The sequence below is a fragment of the Thaumasiovibrio subtropicus genome (genome assembly GCF_019703835.1).
Taxonomy (GTDB): Bacteria; Pseudomonadota; Gammaproteobacteria; order Enterobacterales; family Vibrionaceae; genus Thaumasiovibrio; species Thaumasiovibrio subtropicus.
The window spans coordinates 3,326,999-3,340,532 of the sequence record NZ_AP023054.1; the positions used below are offsets into that span (position 1 = coordinate 3,326,999).

The 13,534-nt window shown below is 48.8% G+C and carries 8 protein-coding genes, 10 tRNA genes and 1 pseudogene; 3 read left to right on the forward strand and 16 right to left on the reverse strand.

Annotated elements, in window-relative coordinates; genetic code table 11:
* Window positions 1-14 precede the first annotated feature (14 nt).
* The 5 genes and pseudogenes from miaA to TSUB_RS14880 form a co-directional block, all read right to left on the reverse strand.
* Window positions 15-956 carry a tRNA (adenosine(37)-N6)-dimethylallyltransferase MiaA gene (gene miaA, locus TSUB_RS14860; protein ID WP_087024506.1) on the reverse strand — a complete coding sequence of 314 codons (942 nt, stop codon included), beginning with the start codon at window positions 954-956 and terminating at the stop codon, window positions 15-17.
* The gene (gene mutL, locus TSUB_RS14865) at window positions 956-2,944 is read right to left on the reverse strand and encodes a DNA mismatch repair endonuclease MutL (RefSeq protein WP_087024508.1); all 1,989 of its coding nucleotides are present in this window, start codon (window positions 2,942-2,944) and stop codon (window positions 956-958) included. The genes miaA and mutL overlap by 1 nt, the downstream gene beginning before the upstream one ends.
* Before the next feature lie 364 nt (window positions 2,945-3,308).
* Window positions 3,309-5,021 (reverse strand): annotated as a pseudogene (locus TSUB_RS14870) (N-acetylmuramoyl-L-alanine amidase); the annotation flags it as partial.
* Window positions 5,015-5,485 carry a tRNA (adenosine(37)-N6)-threonylcarbamoyltransferase complex ATPase subunit type 1 TsaE gene (gene tsaE, locus TSUB_RS14875; protein ID WP_087024512.1) on the reverse strand — a complete coding sequence of 157 codons (471 nt, stop codon included), beginning with the start codon at window positions 5,483-5,485 and terminating at the stop codon, window positions 5,015-5,017. The gene tsaE and the pseudogene TSUB_RS14870, both read right to left, overlap by 7 nt.
* Window positions 5,466-6,980 carry an NAD(P)H-hydrate dehydratase gene (locus TSUB_RS14880; RefSeq protein ID WP_087024514.1) on the reverse strand — a complete coding sequence of 505 codons (1,515 nt, stop codon included), beginning with the start codon at window positions 6,978-6,980 and terminating at the stop codon, window positions 5,466-5,468. The genes tsaE and TSUB_RS14880 overlap by 20 nt, the downstream gene beginning before the upstream one ends.
* A 16-nt stretch (window positions 6,981-6,996) precedes the next feature.
* On the opposite strand from TSUB_RS14880, the gene queG reads away from it, so the two are divergent.
* Window positions 6,997-8,136 carry a tRNA epoxyqueuosine(34) reductase QueG gene (queG, locus tag TSUB_RS14885; protein WP_087024516.1) on the forward strand — a complete coding sequence of 380 codons (1,140 nt, stop codon included), beginning with the start codon at window positions 6,997-6,999 and terminating at the stop codon, window positions 8,134-8,136.
* A 664-nt stretch (window positions 8,137-8,800) separates the two neighbouring features.
* Here the strand turns inward: queG and TSUB_RS14890 are convergent.
* From TSUB_RS14890 to orn, 11 genes are all read right to left on the reverse strand, one after another.
* Window positions 8,801-8,877, reverse strand: a tRNA-Met gene (locus TSUB_RS14890).
* A gap of 38 nt (window positions 8,878-8,915) precedes the next feature.
* Window positions 8,916-8,991, reverse strand: a tRNA-Gly gene (locus TSUB_RS14895).
* Between the two features lie 142 nt (window positions 8,992-9,133).
* Window positions 9,134-9,209, reverse strand: a tRNA-Gly gene (locus TSUB_RS14900).
* 143 nt (window positions 9,210-9,352) lie between these two features.
* Window positions 9,353-9,428 (reverse strand) — tRNA-Gly (locus TSUB_RS14905).
* A 92-nt stretch (window positions 9,429-9,520) separates the two neighbouring features.
* A tRNA-Met gene (locus TSUB_RS14910) sits at window positions 9,521-9,597 on the reverse strand.
* 142 nt (window positions 9,598-9,739) lie between these two features.
* Window positions 9,740-9,815, reverse strand: a tRNA-Gly gene (locus tag TSUB_RS14915).
* Between the two features lie 92 nt (window positions 9,816-9,907).
* Window positions 9,908-9,984, reverse strand: a tRNA-Met gene (locus tag TSUB_RS14920).
* 142 nt (window positions 9,985-10,126) lie between these two features.
* Window positions 10,127-10,202, reverse strand: a tRNA-Gly gene (locus TSUB_RS14925).
* A 182-nt stretch (window positions 10,203-10,384) separates the two neighbouring features.
* Window positions 10,385-10,461: transfer RNA gene (locus TSUB_RS14930), tRNA-Met, on the reverse strand.
* 142 nt (window positions 10,462-10,603) lie between these two features.
* Window positions 10,604-10,679 (reverse strand) — tRNA-Gly (locus tag TSUB_RS14935).
* A gap of 125 nt (window positions 10,680-10,804) precedes the next feature.
* Window positions 10,805-11,350, reverse strand: a complete 546-nt coding sequence (orn, locus tag TSUB_RS14940; protein ID WP_087024518.1) for an oligoribonuclease — start codon at window positions 11,348-11,350, stop codon at window positions 10,805-10,807.
* 77 nt (window positions 11,351-11,427) lie between these two features.
* Here orn and rsgA point away from each other — a divergent pair, with 77 nt between their 5' ends.
* Together rsgA and asd are read left to right on the forward strand one after the other, a co-directional pair.
* A complete protein-coding gene (gene rsgA / locus TSUB_RS14945) occupies window positions 11,428-12,480 on the forward strand; it encodes a small ribosomal subunit biogenesis GTPase RsgA (RefSeq protein WP_087024520.1) in 1,053 nt (350 codons plus the stop codon).
* 132 nt (window positions 12,481-12,612) lie between these two features.
* On the forward strand, window positions 12,613-13,491 hold the full coding sequence (gene asd, locus TSUB_RS14950) for an archaetidylserine decarboxylase (RefSeq protein ID WP_192867874.1): 879 nt from the start codon (window positions 12,613-12,615) through the stop codon (window positions 13,489-13,491).
* Window positions 13,492-13,534: the final 43 nt, after the last annotated feature.

Genomic DNA, 13,534 nt, shown 5'->3' on the forward strand with positions numbered 1-13,534 from the left:
GATAGTATACACCTTTACTTACTGTCACAACCCATTGCGTCGATCACAGTCTGTAAAGCCAAATCAGGCTGATTGCTATCAAGCCAAGTTAACGATTCCCAACTACGTAACCACGTAATTTGACGTTTCGCCAATTGGCGAGTGGCACAAACACCCCGATAAATAGCCTCATCAAAAGAGGCATTCCCCGCCAGATAATCCCACATCTGTCGGTAACCTACACAACGGATCGATGGCAGATCAGGGTGTAAATCACCGCGATCATAGAGCTGCTTTACCTCTTGCTCAAATCCTGCTGACACCATGTTTTCAAACCGTTTTTCAATACGCTGATGTAAAACGGCTCTGTCCTCTGGTGCAATTGCAAATTGATGCACGCGATAAGGCAGTGCTTCACCTTTCTGCTGTGTTAAGTCTGTTAAAGTGTTACCCGAAATACGAAAAACTTCCAATGCGCGCGACAATCGTTGTGGATCATTTGGATGGATCCGCTTTGCCGACACAGGGTCAATAGAGGCCAATTCGTCATGTAGATGCTGCCAGCCTTTTTGCTGAGCCTCAAGTTCTATTTCTGAACGAATCGCCGGGTCTGCCGCGGGTAACGGCGACAAACCTTCCAAAAGTGCTTTGTAATACAGCATAGTGCCACCGACAAGCAGTGGGATCTTTCCATCATCAACGATGGATGCCATCTCACGTAATGCGTCTCGTCGGAAGTCAGCAGCAGAATAGCTCTCTGCTGGATCCAATATATCGATCAATCGGTGCGGCGCTAATGCCAACTCTTCTTGTGTTGGCTTTGCCGTACCAATATCCATTCCCTTATAAATCAGAGCGGAATCCACACTGATAATTTCTACAGGCAAAGTTTGACGTAATCTTATCGCCAAGTCCGTCTTGCCAGATGCAGTCGGCCCCATCAAAAACAGTGCCGTCGGTAATTGCTTACTACTCATTATTCAAATGCTTTCTTGGCTGCGGACAGGTCAATGGCTTGCAGCAGGAATGGAAGATACCGCTTAAGCCTATGTTGCCACAGCTGTTCAACTTCAGTCACTAAGGCGATTGCTTGAGACAGACTATAGGGTTCTGTGTGACCCAGCAATGCTTTTGCAACATTATCTAGCAAACTTTCTGTCAAGCTTTCAGGGGTATCGACAAAAAGTTGTAGCAGTTTAGGTATAAATACCTGCAAATTCTGCTGCCGCATTGGTTGCGGCACGCCCATCACCATCAGCTGTTTGTGACCTTTAGGTTGTAAGATCACTCCTAGCTGTTGCAGTACTGGCTGGGCGCGTTTCGTCACCTCCAGCATCGCGTCGTCAACCGGTAACGCCAATGGTATTAACAATGGCTGAGGCTTCAAGCTTTCACCATCATGACACGCGAGTTGGCCACGCACTTGCAAGAAGGTTAACCGTTCCAGTGATGCAAGGAATAACGCGCCTTGATGTTCAACCACCAAATAGCGTCCATCTATTACACTGATTGCTTTGCCTATCTCATCCCCCAGCACCCCCTCGGTCAGGGTCGTATCCGCTGGCGCATCATAAGACATCTTTTTTTCTGATGCTGACTGAGTAAACTCCGGCACCGAGCTTGGAGATGTCACTGTCTCGGAGACTGGGGGTGATGCTTGTGGCAATGCCTCACTGCTTGGCGTCATGAGCGCCTGATAAGCACGGCTTGCTTGTGGAGAGGGGGATGACGAACCATATCGGCCTTGCTGTCCCGAATCTCGAACTTGACTCGATGATTGGCGACTAAACTGTTCGCGCCACGCCTGCTCTGGCGCTTGTTGCGGATAACTGGTCGTCGTCGCGATTGCATCCCGATAAACCTCTGAGGCTCGATTTTCCTCAGGCTTTCTTGAGGTTTCGGTTGTCGCGGGTGCCGATGTTGATGACGCTACCACCGACTCACGCTGAGCAGGTACTGCAAGATCTTGCCCTTGGTTTAGCGCATCGAACACTGTCTGATAAATAAAGTCATGTACGAGTCGCGCCTGATGAAAGCGAACCTCATGTTTGGCTGGATGAACGTTGACATCCACTTGGTGAGGATCAACTTCAATGTAAAGCACAAACGCCGCATACTGTTCAGCTGCTAGGCGGCCTTCATAGCCTTGGCGGATCGCATGATTAATCAGTTTGTCTTTCATCATACGGCCATTCACATAGCAGTATTGGATGTCATTCTGCGCGCGCGCGCCTTCCGGCGCACAAATCCACCCTTTTAATGTTAAATCACCGTGCTCAAGTTCAACCGTTAGCGCATGCTGCAAGAAAGGGCTGCCGCACACTGCGGCTAATCGACGTTCCAATTGTGCATCTGTGTTCGCTGGACGGTATTGGCGAATAACTTTACCGTTATGCCGCACAATAATAGTCGTATCAAACCGGCTCAATGCTATTCGCTTCAGTAGCTCATCAATATGGCCAAACTCGGTTTTATCCGTTCGGAGAAACTTACGGCGCGCAGGTGTATTGAAGAAAAGATCATGCACTTCAACGGTCGTACCGACGGGATGCGCAGCTGGCTTGAGCTGCACTTCCATATTTCGGCCTTCTGCATAGGCCATCCATGCTTCTTGCTGTTCGGCAGTACGTGACGTTAAGGTAAGTCGCGCCACAGAGCTAATACTCGCTAACGCTTCCCCCCGAAAACCCAAACTATCGATGGCTTCTAAATCATCTAGCGTACTGATCTTTGACGTGGCATGACGACTCAGCGCCAAACCCAGTTCATCTTTGCGAATACCCGAGCCATTGTCGCGAATTCGAATAAGACGGCTACCGCCTTTATCAATATCAACTTCAATGCGGTTTGCGCCCGCATCAAGGCTATTTTCGACCAACTCTTTAACCACCGAAGCGGGTCTTTCGACCACCTCTCCGGCGGCGATTTGGTTAGCCAATCTGGCGGGTAAGATCTGAATAGGCATTTCAACTACTTGATATCTAAATTAAAATTTAAGAGCTCGGAATTTGGAGCACTTGACCAATGGTAATGCGATCAGAGCTTAACGAGTTTGCATCTCGAATACTTTTTACCGACACGCCATACTGCGAAGCAATTTTACTTAAGAAATCTCCTCGCTGAACAGTATGAGCGATGGGCTGTGACACGGCGACAGCAATCTTTAACTTCTGCCCCACCAGCAACTTGTCACTTTTTAAGTTATTTTGCACTCGAATACTCTGCGAGCTCACGCCATGCTGTTCAGCAATCTTTCCGAGATAATCACCACGCTTGACTGTATAAGTAATCAATTGACTACGCTGAGTTTGCGTGCTGCTACCTCCGACAATCTTCAGCTTTTGTCCGACAAGCAGCTGATCACTTTTCAAATTATTCTGGCTTCGAATAGCACTCACACTGACGCCATATTGCTCAGCAATCTTGCCCAAATAGTCACCACGGGCGACCGTATGGGTCACCACTTCAGATCTCGGCGTGCTATTGCCGCCCACACCACGAGTGGCTCCCTCGATAGTCAGCTTTTGACCGACAGCGAGGTTATCGCTACGTAATTGGTTGGTATCGCGAATACTCTGCACGGTCACACTGTACTGCTGTGCAATTTTACCCAAGAACTCACCACTTTTAACTACGTGCGTAACAGTTTGTCCTTGCGAAACGGGTTGAGCCGAAGGCGAAGGCGCACGAGTATCCGGGATCGTTAATACCTGCCCCACTCTCACTGTGGTTGATTTGAGTTTGTTTCTGTCCTGAATCGCTTTCACTGTTGTGCCATACTGTCGTGCAATTTTTCCTAATGAATCACCAGAAATTACCGTGTGCTTGATACCTCTGCGACGTGCCGCCCATAACGTTCCATCCGGCGGACTTACGTCAAAGTAATCTTCGACACCGGCGAGAATAGCATTCACAAGTTTATCCTGATGAGTGCGATTAAACAGCAATTGCTCTTCCGTTGGGTTAGTAATAAACCCTGTTTCGACCAACAGTGACGGGATATCTGGCGATTTAAGCACAGCCAAACTCGCGTGTTCTGGCTTCTTTTTATGCAGCGTGGTCACCTTGCTAAGCTCTCGCAATACCCGCGTCGCAACATCGTACCCTTCGCGTTGAGAGTGACTAAACTGCAAGTCCAACACTGCCATGCTGAGGTACTGATCATCTTGGCTTCCTGAGAGCACATCACCACCTCCGAGCAACTCAGACTGCTTCTCATGCTGCTCTAGCCAACGACCAATTTCGGTATTTGCTCGGCGCGTGTTCAATACCCATACCGATGCCCCGCGAGGTTGCGGCTTGTGGAAGCCATCAGCATGGACGGAAATCAGTAGGTGAGCTTTATTTCGTCTCGCAATCTCCGTGCGCGCATTGAGGTTGACATAGTAATCACCATCTCGAGTCAGGATGGCTCTCATCCCTTCAATGGCGTTGATCTTTCGTGCCAATTTTCGAGAGACCGTCAGGTTAATATCTTTCTCAAATCGCCCTGTAGGGCCAATAGAACCCGGGTCTTCGCCACCATGACCGGGGTCAATCGCAATAATAATGTCCTCGGTACCATAGGGTGTAGAGACATTTGTCGGCGAGGCCGGTTTAGGCGTATCAACAACTTGCGCAGGTTTAGTTTTATGCGGTAAATCGAGCACCAAGCGATGGCCGTAAGTGCCATCTGGTGTTGGGGCCAAAACAAAAATATTGGGTTTGGTTAAATCGTTAAGTTCAAAGACAAGTCGGTATGTCGATGGTTCCGGTGGCGTGCTCTTGCGGATACGCGTCAACACCTCACTACGCTCAACATTGACCGGTAGTGGAGCGTTGAGATTAGTTTGTTTCAAATCGACCACTAAACGATTCGGTTCAGTCAGGGTAAAAAAACTGTAATCAGGTTTTCCACTCATGTCGACCACTACCCGGGTTTTATCCGGTGCTGGCCACGTTCGAATTCCGTTTAATTGATTACTCCATGCCTGATTCGCAAACAGACACAAAAATCCGGCAACCCAAAGCCACCGGATCAGAAAACCTAATCGTTTCAACACAACTCCAATCGTTGAATCAAGCGCGTGCCATACTCCGTATTCGCACGTATCGTTACATTGCGCTGCTCTCCTTCGTAGCGAATCTCGATATCAAGATCCGGCGGAGGCAACAATCCTTCACCTTTTTCAGGCCATTCGACAATACAAATTGCATCAGCAGTAAAGTAATCACGAATTCCCATGAATTCCAACTCTTCTGGATCCGCAAGTCGATACAGATCAAAGTGATAGACTTGCCATGGTGCCAAAGCATAAGGTTCCACAAGTGTATAAGTCGGACTCTTTACGTTTCCGGTATGGCCAAGAGCACGAATGAAGCCTCGACTAAACGTCGTTTTTCCTGCCCCTAAGTCACCATGTAAATAAAGGGTTGTCTGGGTACTGCATGCACTTGCTAGCTGATGGCCTAAGTTAACGGTTGCCGCTTCATCTACAAGCTTGGCTTCAAATACTGTTTGCGTCATGTCTGTCTGGATTCACTAATTGTCTAATGTATGGAAACAAATCACTGGCCAACATGCCTCGCTCTCCCGCTTGGCTGCTTAAGTCTGCCGCCTGGCTATGAAGCCAAGTACCGCATACACCCGCTTGAGAAAGGGAAAGCCCTTGAGCGACCAGTGCTCCGAGTATACCAGAGAGAACATCCCCCATCCCACCACTCGCCATACCGGGATTGCCCGCTGAGACCAACCAACACTGATGCCCATCGTAAATGAGACTACCAGCGCCTTTTAGCACGACAACACCGCCATATTTTTGCTGAATATGAACAACAGCATCAAATCGATCACGTTCTACATCTGCGACACTGCACCCTAATAGACGCGCCGCTTCCCCAGGGTGTGGGGTCAGCAAGCGATTAGGATTATAGTCCGGTGACAGGGCTAATAAGTTCAATCCATCGGCATCGAGAATTGTGTTTTTTTGTTCACTTTGTAAGTGGAAGGTCAGCGCCTTACTCCAGTCACTTTGTCCAAGGCCCGGACCGATTAACAGCACATCCGCCCATTCACACTGTCCCGCCGCAATATGGGCTTTATCTTGCCAGCCTTGGACCATTAACTCAGGTCTCGCTGCTAACAGTGGCGTCAGGTGTTCAGGTCGGGTCAATACCGAGACCAGCCCTGCCCCTGTGCGCAAGGCCGCTTCACTCGCTAAACGAATCGCGCCGCCCATACCGTGATCGCCACCGACACATAGTAAGCGACCATGATCCCCCTTATGCGCGGTTTTCTTTCGCGGCAACAAATAGGGCTCTACATCCATCGGCATGACACGCAAACAATCAGGCGTCACGGATGCCGTAAACTCCGCCTCAATCCCTAGGCCCGAATAGTGCAAGCTACCGGTATAATCCGCGGCTTTGCCCGTCATCAAACCACGCTTAACACCAATAAAGGTGATGGTCAGATCCGCTTTAACCGCGGTTGTCGCAACATGCCCGTTATCTGCATGCAAACCAGAAGGCACATCAAGACTGATCACTTGCGCAGCACTATGATTAATCGCAGCGATAACATCCGTCACTTCTTGACGCATCTCCCCCTTTAATCCGGTTCCGAGTAATGCATCAATCACACACTCGAATTGATCAGCAACAGTCGCGTCTTGGCGAGTGATCATGCCTCCACTCTCCAACCAGCCCTCTCGGGCACGTTGGCAATCTGGCGCGAGCTTACTCTCATCGCCAACATGCCACACAGTCACTTCCAACCCAGCTGACCTTGCGAGACGAGCAAACACATAACCATCGCCACCATTGTTACCAGAACCGCAACAGACCAATAAGCACTTAACCTCGGGCAACTGCTCTCGTAACAGCACAAAGGCTGCTTCACCAGCACGCTCCATCAAGGTATAAAGTTCAATATCTCGCTGCTTAGCAATTCGGCGTTCTCCCTGCTTAACCTGATCGGCGCGATAGAGAGAATGTGGTAAACTTAACGACACTTTTGTCATTTCTGTATTCCTTACCATGTCTATCCACACTATTGATTACACAGTATTAGCGCAAAATATCAAGAAATGGGGAAAAGAACTGGGATTCCAGCAGGTTGGGATTACAGATGTCGATCTACAAAATCAAGAAAAAGCCCTGCAAGATTGGCTAGATAACGGTTATCACGGAGAGATGGAGTGGATGGCGAGACACGGCATGATGCGTGCCCGTCCAGATGAACTCTTACCGGGGACACTGCGCGTTATCAGCGTGAGCATGGACTATCTCCCTCCTGAAGCCGGCTTTGCCGAGACCTTAAAACAGCCGCATAAAGCCTATATTAGCCGTTATGCGCTTGGACGAGATTATCACAAACTCTTGCGCCAACGACTTAAACAGCTGGGCCAAAAAATTTCGGCTGAAGTGGAGCAACTGGGATTTCGTCCTTTCGTTGATTCCGCTCCAATACTTGAACGCCCTCTCGCAGAAAAAGCCGGATTAGGGTGGACGGGAAAGCACTCGTTAATCCTCAATGCACAAGGCGGCTCTTGGTTCTTTCTCGGCGAATTGCTGGTAGATATTCCTTTACCAGTAGATTCGGCCGTCGAAAATGAATGCGGTCGTTGCGTCGCTTGCAAAACCAGTTGCCCAACAGGCGCAATCGTTGATGATGCCGTGATTGATGCAAGACGATGCATCTCCTACCTGACTATTGAACTAGACGGCATCATTCCAGAGGAATTCCGCACCGCAATAGGAAACCGCATATATGGATGCGACGACTGCCAGCTTGTTTGCCCGTACAATCGCTACAGCAGCCTAACCAACGAGAAGGACTTTCACTGTCGCCCACAGTTGTATCAACAAGACTTACTCACTTTGTTCCTTTGGGATGAAAAAACCTTCCTTTCAAAAACAGAAGGTAGTGCGATTCGACGTATTGGGCACGAAAAGTGGCTACGAAATATTGCCGTCGCCTTAGGGAATGCCCCTTATTCGGATAAGTTTGTGGATGCGCTTGAGTCAAGGCTCGGCTTTTCGGAAATGTTAGATGTGCATTTACATTGGGCAATTCAACAACAGATACAACATCGCAAAGCAGCAACGCATACCCGTCAAAACAAAACCGCACGCTTGATCCGCATTGTGGAAAAAGGCTTGCCACGCGATGCATAGCCCCCTTCGACTATTCACAAAAAAGTCACAAACTCGGAGCAACATCAAATTTTAAATTCAAATGTGGAAAACGTTTTCAGATCTGGTGTAATTGGCGCGCTTTTTGGATTTTAAACACAATTGGGGATTACGGCCTTTATAACAAACTCACAAGTTGGATAACATTTTAGTAAGCTGTTCACGACCTCTTAAGATAGTCACAAGACACTGTTTTTAATACAAAAAATAAAACGAAAATACTTGTGGAAAAGTTCAGTAACTTGTTAAATCTAGTCTCTTACGAAGAAAGAAACCCACCGATAACACTGAATATCACCAGAGTTATCCACAAAAAACAAGCTGTGGACAAGTCTGTGAAAGAATGATTCAAAAACAGCTAAACCTCAGAGAATATAAGGCTTCGCATAGCTTCTTAGCACATGATTACCTATGCACCAAACAAGTGCGTCCATGTACTGATTGAGAAAGATATAATGAGTATGTTGTGTCGACCTAGCATAAGGCCATTAGATGATGCTTCACAGCATTAACGCCTTACGGCGGAAGCAGCGATACACGCTGACGAGTTGAATTTGGTTGCGGGGGCCGGATTTGTACCGGGCGGCGCATCCGTCGACGGCCTGAGGGTTATGACATTGATAACACCCAAACTATCGAAATATGTTGGTTGCGGGGGCCGGATTTGAACCGACGACCTTCGGGTTATGAGCCCGACGAGCTACCAAGCTGCTCCACCCCGCGTCCGTATTCATCGTTAAGCACGATGAGAGCTTTTTGTTTGGAGCGACACACGAGGTTCGAACTCGTGACCTCAACCTTGGCAAGGTTGCGCTCTACCAGCTGAGCTAGTGTCGCATCATTTTTCATCGTTAAGCACGATGAGAGCTTTTAATTTGGTGCGCACACGAGGTTCCCGTTCTTCAAGGCTTAGGCGTGACCTCAACCTTGGCAAGGAAGCTTGCCTGCGCTTTCACTGATGACTCAATGAAATCAAATTTGGAGCGACACACGAGGTTCGAACTCGTGACCTCAACCTTGGCAAGGTTGCGCTCTACCAGCTGAGCTAGTGTCGCATCATTTTTCATCGTTAAGCACGATGAGAGCTTTTAATATGGTGCGTCACGCGAGGTTCCTGTTCTTCAAGGCTTAGGCGTGACCTCAACCTTGGCAAGGAAGCTTGCCTGCGCTTTCACTGATAACTCAATGAAATCAAATTTGGAGCGACACACGAGGTTCGAACTCGTGACCTCAACCTTGGCAAGGTTGCGCTCTACCAGCTGAGCTAGTGTCGCATTGGTTGCGGGGCCGGGTTTGTACCGGGCGGCGCATCCGTCGACGGCCTGAGGGTTATGACATTGATAACACCCAAACTATCGAAATATGTTGGTTGCGGGGGCCGGATTTGAACCGACGACCTTCGGGTTATGAGCCCGACGAGCTACCAAGCTGCTCCACCCCGCGTCCGTATTCATCGTTAAGCACGATGAGAGCTTTTAATTTGGTGCGTCACGCGAGGTTCCTGTTCTTCAAGGCTTAGGCGTGACCTCAACCTTGGCAAGGAAGCTTGCCTGCGCTTTCACTGATAACTCAATGAAATCAAATTTGGAGCGACACACGAGGTTCGAACTCGTGACCTCAACCTTGGCAAGGTTGCGCTCTACCAGCTGAGCTAGTGTCGCATTGGTTGCGGGACCGGGTTTGTACCGGGCGGCGCATCCGTCGACGGCCTGAGGGTTATGACATTAATAACACCCAAACTATCGAAATGTGTTGGTTGCGGGGGCCGGATTTGAACCGACGACCTTCGGGTTATGAGCCCGACGAGCTACCAAGCTGCTCCACCCCGCGTCCGTATTCATCGTTAAGCACGATGAGAGCTTTTTGTTTGGTGCGTCACACGAGGTTCCCGTTCTTCAAGGCTTAGGCGTGACCTCAACCTTGGCAAGGAAGCTTGCCTGCGCTTTCACTGATAACTCAATGAAATCAAATTTGGAGCGACACACGAGGTTCGAACTCGTGACCTCAACCTTGGCAAGGTTGCGCTCTACCAGCTGAGCTAGTGTCGCATTGGTTGCGGGACCGGGTTTGTACCGGGCGGCGCATCCGTCGACGGCCTGAGGGTTATGACATTAATAACACCCAAACTATCGAAATATGTTGGTTGCGGGGCCGGATTTGTACCGGGCGGCGCATCCGTCGACGGCCTGAGGGTTATGACATTGATAACACCCAAACTATCGAAATGTGTTGGTTGCGGGGGCCGGATTTGAACCGACGACCTTCGGGTTATGAGCCCGACGAGCTACCAAGCTGCTCCACCCCGCGTCCGTATTCATCGTTAAGCACGATGAGAGCTTTTAATTTGTTGCGTCACGCGAGGTTCCTGTTCTTCAAGGCTTAGGCGTGACCTCAACCTTGGCAAGGAAGCTTGCCTGCGCTTTCACTGATAACTCAATGAAATCAAATTTGGAGCGACACACGAGGTTCGAACTCGTGACCTCAACCTTGGCAAGGTTGCGCTCTACCAGCTGAGCTAGTGTCGCAATATCTAACAGGAAATTGTTCAAAGTTCCCCGTTCAGGGCTGCGCATTATACGAGGAATTTCTTCAGATGCAAGAGGTCGAATTCAATTTTTTTTATGACTTCAACTAATCGTACAAAAAAAACTCAAACCTTAAAAAAGTGCTTTCTATAATGCTGCAATTCTGCAATTGACTCTCGGATATCATCCAACGCTAGGTGGGATCCGCTTTTCTTAAAGCCTGACAAAATCTCAGGCTGCCAACGTCTTGCAAGTTCTTTCACTGTGCTAACGTCGAGATAGCGGTAATGGAAATATTGCTCTAACTCTGGCATCTGCTTATAAAGAAAACGGCGGTCTTGTCCAACACTATTCCCACAAATAGGTGAAACACCTGGTGCAACCCACTCTGACAAAAAGGCAATCGTTTGTTGTTGTGCCTGTTCCAAAGTGACTTCTGATGCTTTGACACGATCCACCAATCCGCTCCCAGTATGCGTCGTGGTACACCACTCATCCATTTTATCTAACTCGTGCTGAGGCTGATGGATAGCAAGCACTGGACCTTCAGCGAGAATGTTCAATTCGGCATCTGTCACTATGGTGGCAATCTCAATAATCTTATGAGTTTCTGGGTCTAACCCCGTCATCTCTAAGTCTATCCAAATCAAATTCTGTTCGCTGATTGCCATTGTAATTGCCTATTATGTGACTAAACCATGTATGATACCGACCTTGAAGCGAAAGCCAAACAACAGATGAACGAATTGTGGCAAAAAAGAAAAAACTGACTAAAGGGCAGAGCCGTCGAGTTCGCTCTAATCAAAACAAACGCTTGCAACGTCAGCAAGACGATGTGCAATGGGATGAGTCACTCTTGGAGGCCGCGAGGGAAGGACTCGTGATCACCCGATTTGGCCAACATGCCGACATCGAAGACAGCGAAACTGGTGACATTCATCGTTGTAACTTACGTCGTAGTATTCGAAGTTTAGTCTCTGGAGACCGAGTTGTATGGCGCCCAGGCATAGAAACTCTACAAGGTATTGCCGGGGTCGTAGAAGCAGTACATGAGCGCGAATCCATGCTGACTCGCCCTGATTACTACGATGGGGTTAAAGCAGTAGCAGCGAACGTCGACCAAATTATTATTGTCTCCTCAGTACTGCCAGAGCTTTCACTCAACATTATCGACCGCTACCTCGTCGCGTCAGAGACCATTGGCATCAAGCCCTTAATTGTGCTCAATAAAATTGATCTGTTGGATGACGCAGAGCTGGCAAATGTGAAAGCACAACTCTCTATCTATGAAACGATTGGTTATCAGGTTCTTTACGTCAGCACACAGCTTGAAGGCGGCCTATCCGGTTTACAAGACGCGCTTAAAGACCACATCAATATTTTCGTGGGCCAATCCGGTGTCGGAAAGTCGAGCTTAGTGAATGAACTTATCCCCTCTGTTTCTGCCGAAGTCGGTGATGTATCAGAAAACTCAGGCTTGGGGCAGCACACCACAACTGCCGCCCGCCTCTATCATTTCCCTTATGGCGGTAAGCTGATTGACTCTCCTGGCGTCCGCGAATTTGGCTTGTGGCACTTAGACAAAGAAGATGTCACCAAGGCGTTTGTCGAGTTCCGTGATTACTTAGGTGGGTGTAAGTTCAGAGACTGTAAACACAAAGACGACCCCGGTTGCTTATTGCGTGCTGCGGCGGAAGACGGAAAAATTGCCCCTACTCGCTTCGAAAACTATCACCGTATTGTAGAAAGTATGGATGAGATGAAAGCCAACCGAAATTACTCTCGCAACAAGCCTGAATAACAAATTGGCGCGGAAAACACTGACATTCCTCACTTGCTCGGTTAGTATGCCGAGCACTAATTAAACGATCACTCGCGAACAGGCGCTGCTAGCGGGCCTGCTCTGTGCAAAGATAGAGTTATTATGTCTATTATTGATAACCTGAAGATTACTTTTCAATACCTACTACCTAAGCATGCCGTTACTCGCTTAGTCGGAAAAATTGCCGCATGGGAAGGCGGTGGCTTCACGACCACGCTCATCAATGCGTTTATCCGCCAATACAAGATTGATATGAACGAAGCCGCCGAGTCAGACAGCCGCGCCTACGCGACCTTCAATCAGTTCTTCGTCCGTGAGTTAAAAGCGGGCGCACGTCCTATCGATGATGGCGACGATAATCTGTGTTTTCCTGCAGATGCTTGTGTGAGTCAGTTTGGTAAAATTGAAGCCGACCAACTCATCCAAGCCAAAGGCCATACGTTTGACGTCTGCGAATTAGTGGGCGGAAACAAGAAACTCGCGGCGCAGTTCACGGATGGTGAGTTTGCGACTCTCTACCTCTCTCCTCGCGACTACCATCGTGTACACATGCCATGTGACGCGACATTACGTCAGATGATTTATGTACCGGGTGATCTTTTTTCTGTAAACCCACTTACCGCAGAGAACGTGCCGAATTTGTTTGCACGTAACGAGCGTGTCGTGTGTGTCTTCGACACAGAGTTCGGTCCTATGGTACAAATTCTTGTCGGTGCAACGATTGTCGGCAGTATCGAGACAGTTTGGGCTGGCACAGTGACCCCGCCAACTGGCCCAGAGATTCGCCGTTGGGATTACCCTGCGAGTGGTCAAGATGCCATTGCCCTCAAAAAAGGGGACGAGATGGGACGATTTAAACTTGGCTCAACCGTCATTAACCTTTTCCCACAAGGCATGATGGCATTTGATAACGCTGTCGCTATTAATGCAACGACTCGTATGGGTGAGGTTTATGGCCGCTTCCTATCAACTGAAGACACCACAGATTAATTCTTAAATTTGTGAAGCAACGGGGCCTTTATGGCCCCGTTTT

What these genes read in the sequence shown, in the direction of transcription:
- miaA (WP_087024506.1), bottom strand. Translation starts at nt 956, where the DNA reads ATGAGTAGTAAGCAATTACCGACGGCACTGTTTTTGATGGGGCCGACT.
- mutL (WP_087024508.1), bottom strand. Translation starts at nt 2,944, where the DNA reads ATGCCTATTCAGATCTTACCCGCCAGATTGGCTAACCAAATCGCCGCC.
- tsaE (WP_087024512.1), bottom strand. Translation starts at nt 5,485, where the DNA reads ATGACGCAAACAGTATTTGAAGCCAAGCTTGTAGATGAAGCGGCAACC.
- TSUB_RS14880 (WP_087024514.1), bottom strand. Translation starts at nt 6,980, where the DNA reads ATGACAAAAGTGTCGTTAAGTTTACCACATTCTCTCTATCGCGCCGAT.
- queG (WP_087024516.1), top strand. Translation starts at nt 6,997, where the DNA reads ATGTCTATCCACACTATTGATTACACAGTATTAGCGCAAAATATCAAG.
- orn (WP_087024518.1), bottom strand. Translation starts at nt 11,350, where the DNA reads ATGGCAATCAGCGAACAGAATTTGATTTGGATAGACTTAGAGATGACG.